The 20,473-nt window shown below is 52.7% G+C and carries 18 protein-coding genes and 1 tRNA gene; 11 read left to right on the forward strand and 8 right to left on the reverse strand.

All coding sequences use genetic code 11. From position 1 onward, the window contains the following. Positions 1–49: 49 nt before the first annotated feature. Positions 50–4,327, reverse strand: a complete 4,278-nt coding sequence (locus H5P27_RS05435; RefSeq protein WP_185659355.1) for an FG-GAP repeat domain-containing protein — start codon at positions 4,325–4,327, stop codon at positions 50–52. A 361-nt stretch (positions 4,328–4,688) separates the two neighbouring features. On the opposite strand from H5P27_RS05435, the gene H5P27_RS05440 reads away from it, so the two are divergent. The 3 genes from H5P27_RS05440 to H5P27_RS05450 all read left to right on the forward strand — a co-directional run bounded on the left by H5P27_RS05440 (position 4,689) and on the right by H5P27_RS05450 (position 6,424). Next, positions 4,689–4,895 carry a hypothetical protein gene (locus H5P27_RS05440; protein WP_185659356.1) on the forward strand — a complete coding sequence of 69 codons (207 nt, stop codon included), beginning with the start codon at positions 4,689–4,691 and terminating at the stop codon, positions 4,893–4,895. A 612-nt stretch (positions 4,896–5,507) separates the two neighbouring features. Then, positions 5,508–5,690 carry a hypothetical protein gene (locus H5P27_RS05445; RefSeq protein ID WP_185659357.1) on the forward strand — a complete coding sequence of 61 codons (183 nt, stop codon included), beginning with the start codon at positions 5,508–5,510 and terminating at the stop codon, positions 5,688–5,690. After that, entirely contained in the window at positions 5,690–6,424 is a 735-nt protein-coding gene (locus H5P27_RS05450; protein WP_185659358.1) for a hypothetical protein, read from the forward strand. Before H5P27_RS05445 ends, H5P27_RS05450 begins: the two co-directional genes overlap by 1 nt. Before the next feature lie 582 nt (positions 6,425–7,006). On the opposite strand, the gene H5P27_RS05455 is transcribed toward H5P27_RS05450, so the two are convergent. Next, a tRNA-Ser gene (locus tag H5P27_RS05455) sits at positions 7,007–7,097 on the reverse strand. 147 nt (positions 7,098–7,244) lie between these two features. Here H5P27_RS05455 and H5P27_RS05460 point away from each other — a divergent pair. The 4 genes from H5P27_RS05460 to H5P27_RS05475 all read left to right on the forward strand — a co-directional run bounded on the left by H5P27_RS05460 (position 7,245) and on the right by H5P27_RS05475 (position 11,349). Beyond that, positions 7,245–8,027 (forward strand): MBL fold metallo-hydrolase, encoded by a 783-nt coding sequence (locus H5P27_RS05460; RefSeq protein ID WP_185659359.1) that lies wholly within the window; start codon positions 7,245–7,247, stop codon positions 8,025–8,027. A gap of 109 nt (positions 8,028–8,136) precedes the next feature. After that, positions 8,137–8,937, forward strand: coding sequence for a hypothetical protein (locus H5P27_RS05465; RefSeq protein ID WP_185659360.1), 801 nt, complete (start codon positions 8,137–8,139; stop codon positions 8,935–8,937). A 144-nt stretch (positions 8,938–9,081) separates the two neighbouring features. Then, a complete protein-coding gene (locus H5P27_RS05470; RefSeq protein WP_185659361.1) occupies positions 9,082–10,203 on the forward strand; it encodes an SPFH domain-containing protein in 1,122 nt (373 codons plus the stop codon). A gap of 21 nt (positions 10,204–10,224) precedes the next feature. Continuing rightward, positions 10,225–11,349: an SPFH domain-containing protein gene (locus H5P27_RS05475; RefSeq protein ID WP_185659362.1), complete on the forward strand. Its 1,125-nt coding sequence runs from the start codon at positions 10,225–10,227 to the stop codon at positions 11,347–11,349. A 131-nt stretch (positions 11,350–11,480) separates the two neighbouring features. Here H5P27_RS05475 and H5P27_RS05480 read toward each other — a convergent pair whose 3' ends face one another. The 4 genes from H5P27_RS05480 to H5P27_RS05495 form a co-directional block, all read right to left on the reverse strand. Then, complete coding sequence (locus H5P27_RS05480; RefSeq protein WP_185659363.1) at positions 11,481–12,080, reverse strand: hypothetical protein; 600 nt, start codon at positions 12,078–12,080, stop codon at positions 11,481–11,483. A gap of 292 nt (positions 12,081–12,372) precedes the next feature. Then, on the reverse strand, positions 12,373–13,773 hold the full coding sequence (locus H5P27_RS05485) for an MBL fold metallo-hydrolase RNA specificity domain-containing protein (RefSeq protein WP_185659364.1): 1,401 nt from the start codon (positions 13,771–13,773) through the stop codon (positions 12,373–12,375). Positions 13,774–13,791: 18 nt separating this feature from the next. Then, positions 13,792–15,438 carry a Na/Pi cotransporter family protein gene (locus tag H5P27_RS05490; protein ID WP_185659365.1) on the reverse strand — a complete coding sequence of 549 codons (1,647 nt, stop codon included), beginning with the start codon at positions 15,436–15,438 and terminating at the stop codon, positions 13,792–13,794. A 326-nt stretch (positions 15,439–15,764) separates the two neighbouring features. Continuing rightward, positions 15,765–16,682 carry an IPT/TIG domain-containing protein gene (locus H5P27_RS05495; RefSeq protein ID WP_185659366.1) on the reverse strand — a complete coding sequence of 306 codons (918 nt, stop codon included), beginning with the start codon at positions 16,680–16,682 and terminating at the stop codon, positions 15,765–15,767. Between the two features lie 112 nt (positions 16,683–16,794). Between H5P27_RS05495 and hemW the strand changes: the two genes are divergently transcribed. The 3 genes from hemW to H5P27_RS05510 all read left to right on the forward strand — a co-directional run bounded on the left by hemW (position 16,795) and on the right by H5P27_RS05510 (position 19,512). After that, positions 16,795–17,961: a radical SAM family heme chaperone HemW gene (gene hemW / locus H5P27_RS05500; protein ID WP_185659367.1), complete on the forward strand. Its 1,167-nt coding sequence runs from the start codon at positions 16,795–16,797 to the stop codon at positions 17,959–17,961. 131 nt (positions 17,962–18,092) lie between these two features. Beyond that, positions 18,093–18,512, forward strand: coding sequence for a hypothetical protein (locus H5P27_RS05505; RefSeq protein ID WP_221774614.1), 420 nt, complete (start codon positions 18,093–18,095; stop codon positions 18,510–18,512). Between the two features lie 13 nt (positions 18,513–18,525). Beyond that, on the forward strand, positions 18,526–19,512 hold the full coding sequence (locus H5P27_RS05510; RefSeq protein WP_185659369.1) for a M23 family metallopeptidase: 987 nt from the start codon (positions 18,526–18,528) through the stop codon (positions 19,510–19,512). Positions 19,513–19,610: 98 nt separating this feature from the next. Here the strand turns inward: H5P27_RS05510 and H5P27_RS05515 are convergent, their stop codons facing one another. Together H5P27_RS05515 and cutA are read right to left on the reverse strand one after the other, a co-directional pair. Next, positions 19,611–19,766 carry a small basic protein gene (locus tag H5P27_RS05515; protein ID WP_185659370.1) on the reverse strand — a complete coding sequence of 52 codons (156 nt, stop codon included), beginning with the start codon at positions 19,764–19,766 and terminating at the stop codon, positions 19,611–19,613. A gap of 18 nt (positions 19,767–19,784) precedes the next feature. Beyond that, complete coding sequence (gene cutA, locus H5P27_RS05520; protein ID WP_185659371.1) at positions 19,785–20,126, reverse strand: divalent-cation tolerance protein CutA; 342 nt, start codon at positions 20,124–20,126, stop codon at positions 19,785–19,787. Between the two features lie 128 nt (positions 20,127–20,254). Here cutA and H5P27_RS05525 point away from each other — a divergent pair, with 128 nt between their 5' ends. Further along, positions 20,255–20,452: a DNA-directed RNA polymerase subunit omega gene (locus H5P27_RS05525; RefSeq protein WP_185659372.1), complete on the forward strand. Its 198-nt coding sequence runs from the start codon at positions 20,255–20,257 to the stop codon at positions 20,450–20,452. Positions 20,453–20,473: the final 21 nt, after the last annotated feature.

Raw genomic sequence — 20,473 nt, forward strand, 5'->3', positions numbered from 1 at the left:
TATCTGTTACCGATGTCCCCGGTTCGTACCTAGTGTAGCAACTATCCGTCTAACGCTTGCTTTCGTAGGTTTTGGTGACGTTTCCGTACTCATCGTGGACGTTGATGGTCCACGTCTTTTTACCTTTGGGTGCGTATGGGGTGGAGACCGCTTGGGTGCGTCCTTGATTGTCAAATACGGTGTCGGTTATTAGGACGTCTTTTTCTTCGTCAATCTCGATGTTTCGGATGACGTTGCCGGCTCTGTCGTAGTACTGGAGCGTGGTCGTGTCGTCGTTGTTTTCGGTTATCTTGACGTACACAGATTGATTGGGGAACCCGACCCCCTTGGGAGGGTGGATGGTTTGTTGTTCGACCCAGCCTTTGCCTTTTTTCAGAGTCCAATGGTAGTTGGTAGAACGCTCGTAGTCGTAGCTCGGATTGGTGACTGAGATTTCCCTGCTCAGTTCGTCGTAGCTTGTGAAAACCGTGATCCCTCGGTCGTAGTAGGTCCTCTTGGGTTTTCTGAAAATGGCATTGTAGGTATGGCTGCGGAGCTCGCCGTCCTTGTAGGTGACTTTTTGAGCTTTGTCCGTGGTCGGATCGAAATCGGATGCAGTGTAGGTTTGCTCCGCTGAGTCTTCGATGGGGTCCGAGTTGTCGTCGAGCTTGTATTGGATTGCGGCAATTTGACGCCCGTATTCGTCGCGTGGATAGCGGTGGAAGGTGTCGGGCTCTTCGCTTTTTTTTGTTGAAAGCGAGTTTAGCTCTTTTTCTTCGATGATGTATTCGGAACCCGGAACGTAGGCGTACTCTTTCGGAGCGTTGAAAACGTCTTCGGAAGCGTCCAAATTCTCAGAATACTCTACACTTTTCTTCGAACCGGTGACTGTATCGTGAGCATCGCTCGGTGGATGGAAGCTCGTGGTAGTTTTTTTATATATACCAAATCCGTAGTCTAGCAGGTCTAGTTTCTTGTTGCCGTAGTGTATCTGTCCGGGGAGTTTGGTGATTGAAGCGTCTACCTCTGGATCAAGGTTGTAAGGAAAACGTATGTCGGGGAAGTGGGTATTGGGCTGTGTTTCCGAGTCTTGGTCGTCGAACCAGTAGGAGTGGGTGGTAAAGTAGTAGATATCCTCTGGCAGCTTGTTGGGGATGATGTGGCCGCGACCAGTCCAGTTGTCCAAATCAGCAGCGGGCATGCTATAGTGGTAGTTCAAATCATTGACCCATTCGTTTTCGATGGTCTGGGATTGGTGAGGATAGAGCGTGCCGTAGTACTTATTTTCGAATTCGGAAGTGACCGCATCGAAAACGCAGCTATGGTTTTCTGTACTCACTACTTTGATACGGTAGTCTTTGCCTTGCTTCCAGGTTCGGTAGACTTCCTCTCGTGTGACCAGTCCGGTGACGGGATAGGATTGGGTGACGAATTGGTAGGACAAGAAGCCCGTGTGTCGGTCGATGGTGGTGAAGGAGCCGAAACCAAGGCTGCCGCGACCGGAAAAGTCGCTTCGCCAAGCGCTGAACTGATAGCCGAAATGGGAGAAATTGCCACTGGCTTCATCCTTCCAGACTTCTGCCACGACTGGCGAGGAGATGCGACGCTCGCGAATCGGGTAGCTAACGATAGAGCCGGGCGTGTAGGAGCGTTCGTCTTTACCCGCTCGATACTGGACGCAAACGGTGCGGCCTAAGCCCTCGACGATTGCGACCACCACGTTTCGAATGGGACCGGACGGGTGGTCTTGGTCTGCTCCGTCTATCACCTTTAGCAAGCGGGAATGTCCGTATTCGCTCCGTTCGAGCAGGGTGGTCTCGTAAAGTCCGTCGCCGTTCGAGTCTATGGCGCAGCTAATGTGAAGATTCGAGGGTTTGGGGCGTGCTTGCTTCTTTCCCCATCGTAGGTCGCCCAATTGTTGCCAGAGTTTTCCTTCCAGTTTGCTGGGGTTGGAGAAGGTCCCGTTCACATTCGAATAGCGAACTTGCCATGTGAGTTGTTCCTTGGATCGCCTTTTCTTGGCGTCCGAGTTGCTGCTGCACTCAAGCCACAGCAGGTCGACGGCGCCGTCCTGATTGACGTCGAGGGCCTGAGGCGAGCCAATAGGGCGAATTTCGATCGAGGCTTGGATGTAGGCTGTTGTCGCTTCTTGTTTGGTGTTGCGTTTTTCGGATACGATTATCGGTGTCTTGAAGGAGCCGCAGACGGCAGCAAGGGCGCTGTATTGGGCCGCATCAGGACTGATGAGACTGGTGGGCAGCGCTTTTGTGAGTATGCTTTCCCAAAGCCAATGGTCGGCCTCCTGAGTGCCGCACAGGAAGTCGGGGTGTTCGTCGGAATTGAAGTCGCCTATGACGAGGGCGATCCCGGCGTTTTCTAGCTGGTGGGGATCCAGCGATGCGAGGGAGAGTGAATTCCACGTTTTCAGTGTCACGGTGTCGGTGAAGCCGGTTTGCGGTAGGCTGATGGAATAGTTGAGAAAGAGGGTGTTCGTCAGGCCATCGGCCGGTGTATTGGACGTTTGGAGTTCTAGCCAGAGGTAGTCTTCAAGGCCGTCGCCGTTTAAATCGGTGAGCGTGCCTTTGCTCTCGATTGGAATGTTTTCGTTTTGTTTCGCTAGATCGTGTTGGAAGGGCGTTTGCCTGAATCCATCATTCTGATACAAATAGGCAAAGAGTTGGTGCTTGGAGGTGTGAACGAGAAGGTCGTCTCTTCCGTCGCCGTTGAGATCGCCGGCTGAGAGTGTGCGGGCGTCTCCGCTGAGCTGGGAGGCATCGACTTGAGAGAGGGGAATGAAGGTGGTTCCGGTCGATTGCAGGGCGTAGGCGAAGCCATCCGGGTAGGTGACGAGTAGGTCCTTAAGGTGGTCGCCATTGAATTCGAATACTGAGAACGTTGGAGTGCCTCGGCGATTGTTTCGCTCCGGAATGACCTCGTCGAGACTTGCCCAAACGGAGTCTGGCGCTGTTGCGAATCCGTTGCGGTTGGAGAGTCGCATCTTGAGGGATGAGCCGATCGATAGGAGATCGTCCTTACCGTCTCCGTTGAAGTCATCGATGATCTGAGCGCTGAAATCTTGTACTTCGTTGCGGGCGGAAGGAAGAGCTTGGGCTTGGTAGCTGCCATCGGAATCGAAGGCCTTCGACCAGTAAAATCGGGTGGGAGCGAGCGAACGCAAGGGAGCGCCGATATCGGCGGCGAGATAAGGCCGGATTTCCTGCAAGCGAAGGACCTGTTGCTCGTTGGGGTCCTCGTAGATCAGGTCGTAGCGGGCGACGGTTTGTTCTTTGGGGAGGTAGCTGACGAGGATTTGTTCTACAGCATGGGTTCCATGGCTGGCGGTCATGGCTCGGTAGCCAATGCACGTGCTGGAACGGGTTCGGTATTTGTATTCGACCTGGTATTCAGGAGCGGCTTCCGGCGTACCAGTGTAGCGGATGAATCTGAGCTCCCATGTTCCAGGCGCGAGCTGTTCGTAGTGAAAGCTTAGGTAGTAGCCAAAAGGATTTTCCACCCGTTTGAGCACGTATTCGTAAGTTGGCTCGGAGAGCTGGTCCGGTTGGGTTGCTTCGACGCCGCGGTGCAATGCATCGGTTTCGTTCTCGAATTTTCCGAAGTAGTAGGTGGAGCCGCTTTTGTTTTTTAGAATGAATGTTTCGATGATGTCACCGGTACCGACTGCTTCTATGGTGACGAAGCTATCAACTTCGGTACGGTATTTAGAGCCTGGATACCCGTAGCTCTCGGGGTCCGTGATGCATACGAGCCGTTTTCCGTCGAGGTAGTAGCGATCCTTGTCACTGAGCTCGATGCCTCTCGCTTCATTGTCGCGGGCATGGAAGCGCCGGCCGCGGGTGATCCCATTGTAGAAGCCATCGTTAATGTAGAAGCGGTAGCCGGCGGAGCCATTGCCCATGCGGCTTGAGTAGCCGATGGAGAGGTCGGGAACGGGACTGCCGCGACCACCTTGCAAGGGCAGGTCGATGCTGTATTCGCCGGTGCCTTTATTGTCGACGGAGAAGCGACCTTTGAATCCGCCTACGATCTCGGAGTCGAATTCTGGTTGGGGTGGAACGAAAGGAGGTTTGCTCGCCTTACCGCTGAGGGCCTTGCGAATCATGATCTCCAAGGCGGTGCGGTTGCTATCCGATTCTGGGTCGAGCACCTCCGTTTCTCGCAAGGGGGCGTGGGCGGATACCATGGCGAGGCTGGCTTCGTATTCCGGAGTAACGGCGTATGGGGGAGGCGGCGGTACGCGTTTAGAGATCCGGACGGCCGAGGCGGGCAGTACCAGAATGAAGAACAGTAAGCAGAGTTGAACGCTGAGGAGAGCTTTTGCGAAGAACATATCAGGAGCGTTAAGGAGAAGGTCTCAGCTGGGTTCTGGAAAGAGACTAATCGATGCTTGTGGACAGGTCACAAATGTCGATTTCGCTGAATTCCTTTTTCTCCGTTGGATCCATGGGTGGAGGTTAGTAGGGACCGTACTAGTGGCGGGGATAGTGCCCTTTGGCGAGCTAAAGGTTTTTACCTAGGTGGGCTTTCGCCGATTTTAAGAAAATCTAATCGAATCAATTACATCGGACAAGGGCTGTCTGAAGTCTGTGTTGAACGGGGCTCTTGCTTCTGGGGCTGGTTTGGCTTCCGGAATAGGGGAGGCTTAACCGAAGGCTTGAAGATGACGGCTTTGTATTCAGGTTCTTAATCAAGTGAACGCCGATCATATCATCCAGGAAATTGTAAACCTTCCTGCCGAAGAGAGGCGGAAGGTCATCGACTTCGTGCGGAACTTGGTCGGGCAGCAGTTCGAGGAGGAACAAATCAAAATCGCTCAGAAGCGAATCGAGGAGTACGACATGGGGCTAGAGAAGGCGGTTCACCACGAGGAAGCGATACGGCTTTTGCGGAAAGCTTAAGGGCGGCGTCAGCGATAGGGACTCCTCCTCGTTGCAGCGAATAAAAATTTCGACAGGCAAATAGCGTAAGCGACACTTGAGCGTTAGCGAAGCACGGGGGGATGTTATTCTCGCTCTCGCTCGTTGAGGTGTCGGAACGTTGTTCCTCGGTAGGTTGGACTTTGTCCAAGTCCTTCGGACCCATGCTTCGCCTGTCCCACCTTCGCTCACAAGTTCGCTTCGTCGAACCCATGGGTTCTCATCCCCGAGCCATTTGCTTGCAAAAAACGCCGTCCGAAAGGACGACATTTTAGAAAATCAAGTGGCGGAGAGAGGGGGATTCGAACTGTCGGAGAATCTTCACTATTCTTAACAAACAGTTGTTGTTTATGACGTTAAGAAAAGTCGAAGGTGTTCTGGAATGTCTCTTCGTGCAGCAAAAAAACAGCAGAATGGCAACGAATTGGCAAAGCCTCTCCGCTTTCGGAGCCTAAAAAAGCTCCGCCTGCCAGATTAAGCAGAGTGGTTAGCCAGGAGTTTTCCGTTGAGTTTTTGCTGCAAGTCCTGACTGGCTTCGAGTTAGTCTGAGTTTACTTGATTAATTGGGTGAAACGTCCGTTATCTATATTAGGTATGCCTTCAAAGAAGCCAGAGTCCACAGTTTCGTTGAAGTCTCTTTCTAGCCGTAAGGTGGAGGAGAGAAGAGAAACTGTATCTGCAATTCTAAGCGGGAAGACAACGCGACACGAAATGCAACTTCGCAACGCTCCCTACAGCGAATCAAAAGTGCGTGTCTCTAAATTGTTCGGAGCCTAATGGATGGAGAACCTAGGCCAGTCGAGGATTTCAACGAAATCTTCGCGGCATTCGAGGAATCCGAAGATCCTATCCTTTTGGTTGGAGGGCATGCGGTCAATGTTTGGGCTCTCAGCTACTATTATCGTTCGAAGGCTGAGATTGCTCCGCATGAGCCATTGACGAGTTCGGACATGGACATCTATGCCACACGCAATGCGTTGCTCTGGCTTGGAAAGAAATTGGGAGGCGATGTCCGTTTCGCTGCCCTGCGAGAGATCGTATTGGGAGCGATGGAAATCGATGTCGGTGGAAGGCCTTTTCTTTTGGAAGCTCTCCGGAGTGTGAAGGGGGTTACCGATGAGGAACTCACTGAATGCAAAGCTTTGGTTGATGTAGCGGGAAATGAAATTTTGGTGCCGTTACCTCATGTTCTCCTGAAAGCGAAACTCTCGAACGCTTTGGAATTAGATCAGGGGGACCGTCAGGACGTTAAGCACGTCAAGCTACTCGCTGTGGTATTACGAGAGTACCTTATCGACCTTCTGGATACGGTGAAGCCTGAGTTTGAACGCGAAGTGCTTGGAATTATTCGTGGGGCGGTATCGGTAGCACTGTCAGCAGACGCCGTGCGTTTCGGGAAAGCTCACTGGACCGTATTTGTAGGATTTCTGCCGTTAGAAAGAATGGCATCGTCCGTGCCGAAAATCGCTTCTTTCGCGAAGGTAGAGTTTCAAAAACGTTTCAGATCCTGAACCCTATTTAATTGGTCCACTGCTGGGATCAGGCAATGTACGTCTTCGCCAATTAAGTCCAAGTATTGGATTCTCTCGATGGCATCCGCTCGCCGTCCAAGTCAGTCTCAAGCACCTAATGGTGGCGGAGTACCGAGCGAAGCGAAACAAGGGGATGTAATCCTCACTTCGTTGCGTTGAGGAGTCTAAACGCAGTTTCTTGGTAGGTTGGGCTTTGCCTAAGTCCTTCGGACGCATACTTTGTATGCCCCATCTTCGTTCGCTTTGCTCACTTAGTCGAACCCCTTGGGGGGTGTTCCGACTCGCTCCGCGATCGGTCTTGTCGGCTGAGCCTCGGAACTCATCCCTTCGGAATCCATATACAAAAAAACGCCGTCTGGTGGGACGACGTTTTTAGAAATTTAAGTGGCGGAGAGAGGGGGATTGGTTGGGCTTTGCCCAAGTCCTTCGGACTCACGCTTTGCGTGCCCCATCTCCGCTCGCGAGCTCGCTTCGTCGAACTCCCCTGCGGGGGCTCTCATCCCCCTTTGGTTGCAAATACAAAAGCCTCCCGAACAATTAACGTGTTGGGAGGCTTTAAAGTGGCGGAGAGAGGGGGATTCGAACCCCCGGTACGCTTTACACGTACGACGATTTAGCAAACCGTTGCCTTAAGCCACTCAGCCATCTCTCCGCTAAGGTCTTGGAACAGTGCTAATTCGCATTTGGAGATCAAGCCCTAAAACCGCATTATTCCGAAGATTTTCAATCGTTTCGGAAAGGGAGGGCTATACCGATTTTTGCTTTGAATCTGTGTCGTCTTGGTTTGGGAATCGGGCCGATGAAAATTAGCTTCATGGGCACTGGCACTTCTCAAGGCGTACCGATGATCGGTTGCGACTGTGCAGTCTGCGTTTCCACGGACCCTCGCAATCGTAGGTTCCGGACTCATGCCCATGTGGAAATGGGTGGCTTAAACATCCAAATCGACGCGTCTCCGGAGTTTCGCCTACAGGCTTTGGAGTTGAATATCCCCAAGATTGATCTCGCTCTCCTTACTCATGGTCACGCGGACCACATTCAGGGCTTCGATGATCTGAGGCAGTACTGCGATCGCCGGGGCGGGGAGGCTATCCCCGTTTACTCCAGTGAAGAGGGGCTACAGCGATTGCGGGAGATCTATCCTTACGCTATGCGGGATCGAGCCGCCTCCAAGAGCTATCCGGCATTTCAGGGGCGGTTGATGCCTGAAGTCTTGGATTTGGGAGCGGCGGGCAAAATTTACTCCACGGTGCAGAGTCATGGGCGTTTTGAGACTTTGGGTTTCGTCTTTGAAGAGGCAGAATCGGGCAAGCGGATCGCCTATTACACGGATTGCGGGAGCGTATCGCCTCACGCGGAAGAATTGGCCCGTTCGGCGGATATCGTGGTTCTCGATGGATTGCGTCCTATGGAGCATCCATCGCACATGACTATCGAGGAAGCGACCGATGCCGCTTTGCGGATTGAGGGAAAGAGGAGTTATCTAATCCACATGACTCATCACATTGACCATGAGTTCGTGGATACGCAGCTTCCGGAGGGCGTCATGCTCAGCTACGACGGTCTGGTTGTGGAAGCCTGAGACGCAAAAAAGCTTCAAAGCTTTCGGGCTGCGGGAAGCTGCCAGAGTGGTTTAGCGATAGAAACGAACTTGCCTAATATCCGTGTGATTGCTTAGTTCGACTATCCCTATGAGCAACCCCATTTGGCCTGTCGTGGCCGAGAATCTAGCCGAGCAGATCGCAGCTACCCAGTCTGGAAGTGTTTATCTGACTCAATTACTCCCGCACCTGCCAATGAGTATTGGCCTTATCGAAAGCGCCCTCGATGGCATGCTTTGTTCCAGAGTTGCCAAGGAGCGCGTAGACGGGCTCGAGTGTTATATCTTCGTAGATTATCTGGATCGGCCGCCGCAGCCGTTTTTGCCTCTCCGTTGCGTTTACTCGGACGAACCCTTGGAGCCAGAAGGCCGAACTGCCCTAAGCCAGGAAACGCGGAGTCAGGTCGAAGCTGAGTTGGAAGCCTTAGCCAAAAGAGACCCTTGGCCGTCGTTCGCCGTTTGGCAGCACGAGTTGGTGTATCTTATCGGAAATCTGCCCAAACCGGTGCAGCTGAGCTCCATTGCCGGTCATTGCCGGCTCCCCTTCAAGAAAACCCAGGAGCGATTAATCGAATTGCAAAAGCGGGGAGCGGTTCGTTTCGATTTGGATACCGCGACCTATTCAGTGGCCGCGATGCCTTATTCGAAGGAGGCTTTTCGGGGGAACGACGCATTTATACGAAAATCCCCCGGGGCGTCTAGGGAGGAGGACGAGTTACGCTTGGTAAAGGGTTTAGTAGGGTCGTTTGTGATTTTGTCGCTCTGTATTCTAATCGCCATCACGGGCAAATTCCCATTTCCAATCCTTTTCTTGGGCGGCTTGATGGGCTCGGCTGTCTTTATTTGGAAAGTCTTCAAGGCCCCGCCTAAGCCTCTTCCTGAGCTTAACTGACTTAGGGTGTAACAGATGCAGGCTAGCCTGTATCTGCGGTAGAGTCGTGAGGATGCGTTTTGCTCCACTGGTGTCGACAGATTGAATACACGTCGAATTTTTTTGTAACCGAAGGATGTCTTTTTCGGTAAACCCCTATGACAAATGAAACCTAATATTGAATCCAATGTGGCCAGACAGCGTCTGTTGGCCGTTCTCCAAAAGTTTCGCGGCCCGGTCGCTTTAGCTCTAATCGCTTTGGTTTTCTTGGCTGTATTTTTCCTCCTGGCCTTTCGTGTGCAGCGGGTCTCCGGCACCGAGGTAGGCGTCAAGATAAACAATCTCACCGGAGACATAACCATTATTTCCGATTCGGGTACTAATATCTATAATGGATTAGTGAATACGTTTTATCTTCTAGATCTCACGGTCCAACGTTTAGAGATGACGGAGAATCCGACGCGAGGCGACCGCGAAGGAAAGGACGACCTGCGAATCAAAACGGTGGATGGTAGCGACGTCTTTCTCGACCTCACCATCAACTACGCGATTCGGCGAGACATGATCGAAGAGGTCGTAGCAACGTCCGGACTGGATGACGCTTATAAATACAAGTGGGTGCGCGACTACTCGCGTTCCGTTTGCCGGAATGTTTTCGGAGAGATGACGACGGAAGAGTTCTACGACGCCAGTGTGAGAAACCAAAAGGCGCAAAAAGGCAAAGAGGAACTCAACCGTTTGCTTCGCCCTTACGGAATCGAAGTCGCAGAAGTGATAGCCGAAAAGTTCCGTTTCCACAAGGAGTACGAAGAACGAATCAGGGCCAAGAAGTTGGCGGACCAGGAAGTGGAAGAGCAGATATCCAAGGCGAACGCGGCACGGCAGAATCAGATCTTTCGCGTGGTCGAAGCTACCAAGAAAAAGGAGGTCGTGTTGGAAACCTATGAAGGCGAGATGCGAAAGCTAATCGTGGAGGCAAAGGCACAAGCCGAGAAGAAGGTAAAGGACGCGGAAGCCTATGTGATCGATACGCAGCTCGGCGCAGACGCGAACTATTACCAACAAGACAAGAACTCTCAGGCGATTCTTCTAAAGGCCAAGTCTGAAGGCGAGGCCTTGACGGCTCTAGCAAATGCCTTCGAAGGCGAGGGCGGAAAGAATCTGATCAAGCGAGCGTACGCTGAGAAACTCTCTCAAATGAGATTTAGCGGTCAGCCATTCAGCTTGGAAAGCTCGACCGAGCGATTGTCGCATATCGATGAATCCGTCGCCCTCCAGAAGAAATAGCCCGCTCAAACCCCTCTCAAAATGAAACTCATTAAGATAATTTCTATCCTAACCATTCTCAGCGTGTTGGCTGTGTTTCTGATCGCTGGCACTTTCCTAAAACGTATCGCTCCGGGCGAAGTCGGAGTGCGAACTCAGCAATACGATCTGATTGGCAAAAAGGGCGTAGTGGAAATCGACTACGGTCCGGGTTACCACAGAAACTTGCCTTTGCTAGACACGTGGAATGTATTCGACTCTACGGTACAGACCACGGAATTCACAACCGTTGAGGAACGTCGTCAAGCGAGCAAGATCTACAGCTTCCTATCGTCGTCCACCCAACGCTATCTCGGTTCGGCTCCTTCGGTTGGCCCCGGTCAGATCGAATTGAAATCGAAGGATGGCTATACGGTTCGCTTGGATATCACTGTGAAATACCGCATCAAGCCGGGCAGGGCTTACGATATGTATCGAAAATTCAACTCCGAGGCGCGTTATAAGGGCATCGTAGGCGACCAAGTGCAGAACACCATTCGCAAGGTTTTTGGCACCATGTTGACCGAAGAGTTCTACAATCCAGAGGTAAGGCGTAACAAGACGGAGGAGAGCTTCGAATTGCTGGCTGCCGACTTGGATCGGAACTACATCGAGCTCGTGCAGATCTTGATTCGCGATATTGGTTTCGATCCTTCGTATGAACGGAAGATCCTCGATAAAAAACTTGCCGACCAAGATGTGGAGCTAAACAAGTCGCGTGCTCTTGCTGAAGAAAGAAAAGGTGAAACGAACCGAATCGTTGCTGAAACGGAAGCCAAGGTTCAGGTGATATCGCAGGAATTGCGAGCAGCTCAATTGACGATTAAAGCCGATACCGATAAGGAGATCGCTCAGATCAACGCGGACGCTCGATTAACAGCGGCCAAGCTGAACGCGGACGCGGATCTTTATGCCGCTGGTTTGGAAGCGAAAGGCAAGTTGCTGGAACGGGAGGCGACTGCGGAAGGTGAGAGGCTTAAGGCAGTTGCTTTGAATACGCCCGGTGGAGCAAACCTAGTCGCTCACGATTTAATCAAAGAACTACGTGTGGGTAATGTGGCAGTGTCCACGCGCGATATCGATTTTCTCGACGTAGAATCCGTCATAAAACGAGTCGGAGCCAAGTAGAGTAGCAGATACCGTTCTGAATCAAAATATGAATGAAAATGGCCCACCGCATTGGAGCGACGGGCCATCCCATTTGTTGATATCAGGTAGGGAAATTATCTGGAAGAATCAGTCTAGAGTCTGCCCGGATTTTATTGGCTTTGTTCTGTGACTGAGAACGTGAACTCGTATGGTTCGCCTTCTAGCGTGACGACCAATTTGAGAGGTAGGTTGGCCTTTATGTTCTCTCCATGGAACAGGACCTTACCGGATTTGCTGTCACCCGGATTGATTTGATGGATGTCGATCAACTCCGTGATTTCCTTGTTTAACTGTTGGCTTACTTTGCGGTTTGCGGAGGCACGGCTAGCCATGTTAGCTGAAGTGATCTTAGCCATAGCGGCGCTGTTGTCCTGCATGGCCGGTGTGCTAACTGATCCGCTCGTGCGGAGAGCGGCTTCGGCCTGCCTGCCGCCTTCTTCCTCGGCTTCACGGTGTGACGCTTCGGCGAGCTTGGCGGTATACTCTTCAATCGAATAGGCTTCTACTGGCTGGTCGCCGGAGCTTAACTTAACGCTTGAGGTAGTGAAAATCAAACTACGCTCGCCATGGTTTTCGACCTCTATTACGAAGGTGGGAAGCTCCTCGAGTTTTCGGGAGAATTGAGAGGATAAGAGGGCGGCGGAAACTCGGTGGGTTTTTTCAACCGTGCGAGGCGACGCTTCGGAGTCCTCAAGAGATGGACTGATCACGAGTTGGGTTGTTTCACATCCGGTGAGGAATAACGATAAGGTGAGCAAGCATACTGATATTTTTGCGATCATTCGTGGGGTGGGTTTTGAAGGGGGATCAGAGTCAGGACTCTTTTCTCTTCAATGCGCGATTTGATAGGAGATCCCGACGGAATTCCACGAATTTTCCCTCTTATGGAGATGAAATTATGGTCGCTATAAATTATTCTGGGTGTGTCTGGTATACATATCCTAATTACACTAAGTGATATGCCTTGGGGTAAAGCCTGTATTTGATTAGTTACTACGAATGTCAGAAGTCGATATCGAAAGATTGTCCTTCTCTCGGCAAGGTGACTGGCCAGTTGAATTGCTCTCGAATTCGTATGCCAAACGCCTCTGACGCTTCCGGTTGGCCGTGGGTCAGGAAAACTCGTGATACGGGTTTATTAAATGCCATTAGCCAAGCGAGCATTTCCAGGTAGTCGGCATGTCCCGAAAAGCCGTCGATGGATCGTATGTGAGCTCGAACTGGGATTTCTTGTCCGAACATTTTGATTTCAGGTTTTCCTTCCAGCAGAGCCCGCCCACGAGTGCCCTCCGCTTGGTAGCCAACGAACAAAACCGTAGCGGTCGGATTGGGCAGATGCTGTCGGAGGTGATGGAGAATGCGACCGCCTGTGGCCATGCCGCTTCCCGCTATGATGATGCAGCGTCCGTTCCTTTTAACGAGCTCTTTGGATTCGGATTGCTTAGCGACTAGATGCAAGATTTTCGGGCTGAAGATATCGGTGCCGTGCAAGAATTTTCTGCGACAAGAGAGGTTCAGATCCCTGAGGTTTGCGGTGTGGGATTCCAGAGCTCTCAGGGCCATGGGTGAATCTAGGAAGACAGGCACGCTAGGGATTTCCTCCGCATCTTCTAGCTCGCGTATCAGGTAGAGCAGGCTCTGGGCTCGGCCGACAGCAAAGGATGGGATTAGGATCGGAGCTCCGCGGCTGAATGCTTCTCTCAAGGCATCGCGAAGGGCGCTTTTGACGTCTTCTGGATCGTGGAGGCGGTCCCCGTAGGTCGACTCCATGACAAGGTAATCAACGTTGTAGGGCTGGGCCGGAGGTCGGAGAATGGTATCGGTCGGGCGTCCTACGTCTCCTGAAAAAACGAGTTTCTTGGGACTATCCTCTCGGTCAGTCGTTTTCAAATCGAGTAAGGCTGACCCGAGTATATGTCCAACGTCTCGGTACTTGGCACGTATACCCTTTATCGGTTCGAACTCATCCCCGTAGGAAAAGCCCTGCAAAAGATCGGTAGCTCGCTCGGCGTCGCGTTCAGTGTAAAGAGGCAAGGCGGGACTGTGCTTGCTGTAACCTTTCTTATTCGCCCATTTCGCTTCCTCTTTTTGAAGGTGGGCGGTGTCTTTGAGCAGGATATGGGCTAGTTCTACAGTCGGGTGGGTCGCATAAATGGGACCACGAAAGCCATCTTTTACCAGGCGAGGCAGATAGCCAATGTGGTCGATGTGAGCGTGGGTAAGCATGACCGCATCGATGGTGGAAGGATCGACCTGAAACGGTTCCCAGTTTTTGAGCCGGTTCTTTTTGGGTCCTTGGAAGAGACCGCAGTCCACAAGGACTCGAGAGTCTCTCGTTTCGACCAGATGACGCGAGCCGGTCACAGTGCCAGCAGCTCCGAGAAAGGTCAGGGTAGTTTTCATTTTTGGGGTGGTTTGGGGTTATTCCGTTTTCTCCAACAATTGCTTGGCTGGTCGGCGGGCGTGATGTTGCAAATGCACGAAGTTGGAAATAAGGTCTGACTCTAGCCGAAACAGTTCCAGACGCTCGGTTTCGCGTCCGATCAGGCGGTCGCGAAGCTGGTTTTCCGCCTCGGCGGCGAGTTTGCGGAACGGAGCTTTCGCGTCGTGTAGTTCCTTGGCCTGCTCCAGATTCCCATCTGTCGTTACGAGCAAAGCGAGGCGCATGTCTCGAAGTAGAAGCTGATGCAATTGGAGGAGTTTCGCTTTTGTCTCCGTACCAATAGACAGACCTGTCTTAATACGATCGTGCCCCAGAGGCAGTACATGGGAGTCTAAGAGGTCGCCGATGTTCTCCCAGCAATTCACCAGTCCGATGACGTCGTGGATGGCTTCCTGGTCTCGTTTGGCGAGTTGTTTGGCGTCAATTCGAGATAAATAGTTGAGGATCGCGGTCTGCAGGTCATCGACTTCGTCATCCCTTTTCTCCAAGCGTCGCAATTGTTCGGTATCGCCCTCCAAGGCGGCTAGTGGGATCTCTTCGGCCATGGCGATGGCGAGCGTGGCGAGCCGACCGCACTCGAGCCTGGCTCTGTCGATGGCGAGACTCGGCGTTTGAAGATAAATCGGGTCGAGGTAGATGGGGTGAGCAGCCGCCTTTTCGGGTTTGGGCCGAGAACGAACAACCAGATTGGCTAATCTCGCCAGGGGACCGGTGAAACCGATGAATAGCAGAAGGTTTGTAAAGTTGAATAATGTATGGGCGATAGCGATCTCGCGCCCGGTAGATTGGTCGTGCAGGAGCTTGTCTGATACGAACTCGCTCAAGTTCGCCAATTGCGGGATGAGGGCGTACCAGATGGCTACACCCAGCAGATTGAACACGATATGGATGAAAACGACCCGCCAGGCTGCGGCAGGACGGCCAATGGCAGCGAAAGCAGCTGTAATGCAGGTGCCGATATTTGCGCCAAAGGCCAAGGCGATGGCTGCTTCCAGGGTGATCAGGTTTTGGTTGGCGAAGATGATGGCCAGACCAATCGTGGCGGCGGAACTCTGCACGACAGCGGTAAATACCAAGGCGATTAAAATGCCCCAGACCGGGCTTTCGATGGTTTGCATCGCCTCCAGAAAGGGAGGATAGCTTCGCAGCGGTCTTGTCGCGTCTCCCATCAATTGCATGCCGAAAAAGATAGCTCCCAGTCCGAGCAACAGGATTCCGATTTGAGAGAGGCGAGGACGTTGTTTGAAAAATGAAATGGCTAGACCGACCACCATCAGTATCGCGCCCATATCCGCGACCTTGAAGGCGATGATTTGAGCAGTGACGGTCGAGCCGAGGTTGGCTCCAAGGATAACGCCAACACTTTGGCTGAGCGTGATGAGTCCAGCAGAGGAAAACCCGACCAGTAGTACCGTAGTGACGGAAGAAGACTGGACCGCCGCAGTTATGGCTGCACCTGTGGCGGCGGCGGCGAAACGGTTCCGCGTAAATGCGGCCAGTAGGTCCTTCATCTTCGACCCAGCGATGGCATTCAGAGCCTGCGTCATGTGGCTCATGCCGAGAATGAAAATAGCAAGTCCTCCAAGGAGCGAAACTAGGATAGAGGGGAGGGATGGGGTATCCATAAACTGGATTTAGTATGCACCTAAAGTGCTGGATAGCAATGGTTTTTCGCTTTTGGGATTGCAGGTGCAATTAAGTGGGTAACGACACGATTCCCTTAGATCTCGGTATGCAAAAAGCCGGTCTTTTCAGGCGCGAAAAGGCGGGCTTTTTTTGGGGGGATCATTCGCTCTGTTAAGCGCCCGCTGGAGGCTTGAGAATCGGATCATCGCGGAGGATTTACGCGGTTCGCGAGCTAGCTTTTATCAGGAGTCAGTGGCTTTCCTGCAAAAAGAAGCCCCGGAGCCTGTGGCTGCCGGGGCTTTGTAAATCGTTTCAGAGTGGAGGCTTACTCCGCTACTGTGATCGGAATTTCGACGTCAGAGTAGCCGCCTAGCTCCACAAAGAGCGAACCGGAACCTGGATCGCCACCTTCTACGCGAATGCTGGTGGAGCGTTGTCCGGCTGGGATCACCACTTCTGGCATGATCACGCTGTCTGGTACGTCGGTAGTGACTGTTACCGCGAGGCCTCCTGGAGGGGCTTCGTTCGGGATCGAGAATGCGAGAATGCCGCGCTGGCCGGGCCGGAGGCTCAGGCTGCTAGGAGAAACGCGGATGCTAGAAGCGTCGATTCGTAGGCTTCCGGCTGAAAGTTCACCGTTCAGTCCGAGGACGGTAACGTTGTAGTTGCGACCCTCAGGGAGGCTTGGAACGTAGAAAGCGAGCGAGGTGGAACTCTCGGCTTGGGTGACTGCTGGCGTGCCGCCGACCATGACCTTATCGTCGCTGGTGAATCCACGACCCAAGATGGCGATGCGTGTGCCCACTGGAGCGCGGTTGACCTCGAGCTCAACCGAGTAGCGGTTTTCGACGGTTATGGTCTTAACCTCGGTTGGGATCTCCTTCGAAACGGTGCTAGACGCGGTCTTGCGCTGGTAGCGTACGAGCAAGTAGTAGGCCGCCTTGTCGCGTCCCGCAGGCATGCGGTAATCGTATTCGTATAGCGAATCGCTGCCGGGAACTCGGCTCATTTTATGAACCTGACCATCGATGACGATGTCCGGAGAAACGGAGCCATCAACAACAGCGTTGTTCTTCACGGATACCTGAGCCGTGATGGAATAGGTGCGGGATGGGTTGGCTTTGAGAGTCGAAGGAGTTAGGTCTATGACTTTCAAATCGCAACCTGCGAGGAAGAGAGCGATCGGCACGAGGATGATCGCTAGCCAAGTTCTGCGGTTGGTTTTGGAAATTCGCTTGTCCATGTTTTCGGGCTGGTAGAGTGAATTAATACCTGTATTGCAATCACATAACGGACTTGCGGTGAAGCAAATTGTTCACCGACCGGATGCGAATTGCGTTAAATGGATTTAAAGAGTGAACAATAGCGATCATATTCAGCGTGCAAGCGTGCCTGACCCAGCGCTGGGTTTGTATCTTCACGTTCCCTTTTGTTCTACATCTTGCGACTTTTGCGGTTTTTATCAAATCCAGTCGGACAGAAAAGGGATTCTTTCCTACATCGATGGGGTCAAACGCGAGCTCGAGCTCGTTGATACCGGTAGCCGGAAACTTGATACGATGTTTTGGGGAGGGGGAACTCCAGGGCTGCTTCCTGCTAAAGATATGCTCACAGTTGGTGCCTGTATTACGGATACGCTCGGCATGCCAGCGGAAGAGTGGACGGTGGAAATGGCTCCCTCTTCAGTAAAGCGAGACAAGCTCGAAGCGCTTAAGGAGGCGGGCGTTACTCGTATTTCGATGGGAATACAGAGCTTGAACGAAAGACTTTTGGACGCCTTGGGCCGGCAGCATTCCCTGAAGCAGATCCATAAAGCCTACGAATTGATTCGCGAAGTGGGTTTTAAGTCGGTGAACGTTGATCTTATTTTCGCGATTCCGACGCAAAGCGAGCAGGAGTGGCGGCAGGACGTTCGGGAGGCAATCGGCCTGCAGCCGGATCATCTCTCCACCTACTGCCTGACATTCGAGGAGGACACGGCTTTGTTTATAAAGCTACAGCAAGGCAAAGTGTCGATTGATCCAGATCGTGAGGCCAGATTTTATACGGCGATCTGGGAAGAGGCGGAGCTTGGCGGGTTCAGGCAGTATGAAATATCCAATTACGCAAAGCCAGGGCATGAATGCCTCCATAATACGAATACTTGGCGAATGCAGGAGTGGATAGGGATCGGCCCATCGGCCTCTAGCCAATGGAACGGAAGCCGTCACACCAACACTCCCGACCTAAAGGAGTGGCTGGATGGGCTGGAGCGGGGTGAGCGCGGCTTGGTCGATCGGGTGGAGTTGAGCGATGGCCTCTTGCTGGAGGACTCGTTGATTTTCGGACTTCGTATGAACGAAGGAGTGGACTTGCGGCAGTTGCATCACCGATTCGGCCGAGACGTGGAGTCGCTGCCGCTGCTTCGCAAACTGGTAGAGGAGGGAAAGGCCGTCCGAGAGGGGGATCGTCTCGCTCTGACGCCAGAAGGGCGGATGCTTGCCGACGCGGTGGGCGAAGAGCTGCTGGGTGAACTCAGCTGATTTTAGGGGAGCAAAACACTCTTCGCTTGCCTCGCTTGGGGCGGAGCGGGGATAGTTGCGAAGTGTTGAAAATCGGGTCCTACATTTTGCTTGCGGCTTCGCTCGCCTTGGCAGGTTGCCAAACGAGTTCGATGAAGGTTTCCGATTACCTGCGAGCCCGTTTCATTTTAGAATCCTCCAGCCAGAGCGACATGTCGGCTTTGGTCACGCTTCCGATAAGTCTCGTGCAAATACCGGTGGAAGGCGATGCGGTCCTTTCCGAATTTGACTACTATTCAATCGACATCGCGGAGGTTGCTTTGGGCAAATGCCTCGCATTCACTCTCAAGCCGGCGGCGGCTCGCGAATTTTATCAGATCTCGGTGGCGAACCAAGGAAAGCGTTTGGTGCTTGTCCTCAATGGTGAAGCGGTCGCGGCGCGTCGGATTGACGAGCCGATCGCCGACGGTCGCGTTTTCATTTTTCTTGAGGCTGACGATGAGCGTTTGGCCGAGGTGGCGAACCAATTGCAGAAGACGAATTTTGACATCCAAAAGAAACTTTCTCGTTAGCCTAACTGTGTTGATGGCTGTCGCTTTTGTTGGCCTTGCGGAAGCGAAGGCTCCGTATCGCTTGGGCCAATACTATTGGCCGACTCCGAATCCTGCCTATTTGGAAAAAGGCCAGATGGAAGGGGTTTTGCAGCCAACGGTCTCGGGTAACATCACTTCCGGCTTGTTCGGCTGCGTGAGAAATTCGGGTCACAGATTCCATGAGGGCCTGGATTTGCGAGCGATTTCACGGGATCGAAAAAACGAGTCTACGGATGCTATCTACGCCTTCGATTCCGGGGTGGTCCGCTACGTCAATTCGGTAGCGGGCAACAGCAGCTACGGGCGTTATATTGTGATCGAGCATCCGCAGATCGCACCCGGGGTTGTGACGCTATATGCCCATTTGCGATCCATCGGGCAGGGAATCGCTGCGGGAGTGGAGGTTTCCGGTGGTCAACGGATCGCCACCATGGGGCGAAGCGCGGGCGGCTACACGATCCCGCAGAGTCGTGCCCATCTGCATTTCGAGCTCGGATTCTGGCTGGGATCGGATTTCCAGGCTTGGTACGATCGACACTACACCTCGAAGAACGAGCACGGCTCCTTCAATGGTATGAATATAATCGGCTTAGACGGTTGGGCGTTGTGTGGCGCTCTCCGACGCGGCGAGGCGGAGGAAGTTTGGCAATTTATCATGAGCGAGCAGATTGCGGTGGAGGCTTTTGTCCGCGACACTCGGATACCGGAGCTGCTGCGAATCAACCCTCAGCTTATGCACAACGACGTGATACCCGCCGACCACGCAGGCTGGCGGATAGAGTTTACTTGGTATGGTTTACCGACGCGATTCAAGGCTCTGACCAGTGCGGAGATGGAGGCTTATCCTCTCGAATATCAAGTTGAGGTGCTGCGACCAGATCTGATCGAAGACAAGTACTGCATGGATCTCTCCAAGCCCGGCGCGTTCGGCGGAGCCGGCGCCAGGATCAAAAATCTGATCAATCGAATGTTTCTCTAAAGCGGGGAGCGGTGCTGACTCGCTGCTAGGACTCGGACACAAAAAACGCCACCCTGTAGGAAGGTGGCGTTTGAAAATTCTTTTTTTGCGTCGGCCGCTTAGGCTTCTGGCTTGGTCTTCTTGAGGCCGGAGACGCGGTCGCCGTCCTTCCACTCTCCACGCTTCTTTAGAAGCTCGACACGCTCGAAGCGTTTGAGGACGTTTCTCTTGGCGCCAGTTGAGGCGTTGGACTTGTAGCTAGGATGCTGTGACATGGTCGAAAATGGTTCCGGTTAAATGAAGCCGCGGAGGTTGCAGACTTCATTAGCCCATTTCAAGTACTTTTCTGAAACTTTTTTCGACTCCCAGCAGATCCACTTTGGAATGTCGTAGGGGTGCCGTTCCGTTACGAATTTCTCCAGTTCTGACAGGCAGGCACCGGGGGCGAAGATCTGAAGCCTGATCTCGTTGTCCCGCTCAGTCTTCCCTTTCCAGTTGTAGTAAGATAGGATGTGGGCGTCGATTTGCACGCAGGCGGCCAGCTTGCTGTCTATTATCTGCTTAGCGAGGGTCTCGGCATCCTCTTGCCGTGATACGGTGGTGTAGCAAAGGTAGAGCGAATCGTCGTTTTCCATTTGGGGACTTGAGGCGGTTTGGCTTTGACAGGGGGAGGTCCCTCCGTTCGCATTGGAAGTTTGAATAAGCGCTTGACGCTAAACTGCATCAAGGTAAAAGGGCGGATTCCAATTTTAAGGAGGCAGCTTTGAGAGAAGATTATATAAAAGAAGCACGCAAGGTCATCAAGGACCCTAACATTCTGATTAACGTCGTTTCCCGACGCGTTAAGCAGCTACGCCACGGCAATCGCCCTTTGGTCGAGTCGCTTGAAAAGCTGAACCCAGAAGATATCGCCTTGCGCGAGATCATCGAGGGCAAGATCAGCTTCGAGCTCGCTGACTAGGATCGAATTTGCTTTCGCGGC

Origin of the sequence: Pelagicoccus albus, assembly GCF_014230145.1 — a bacterium.
GTDB classification, from domain to species: Bacteria; Verrucomicrobiota; Verrucomicrobiia; order Opitutales; family Opitutaceae; genus Pelagicoccus; species Pelagicoccus albus.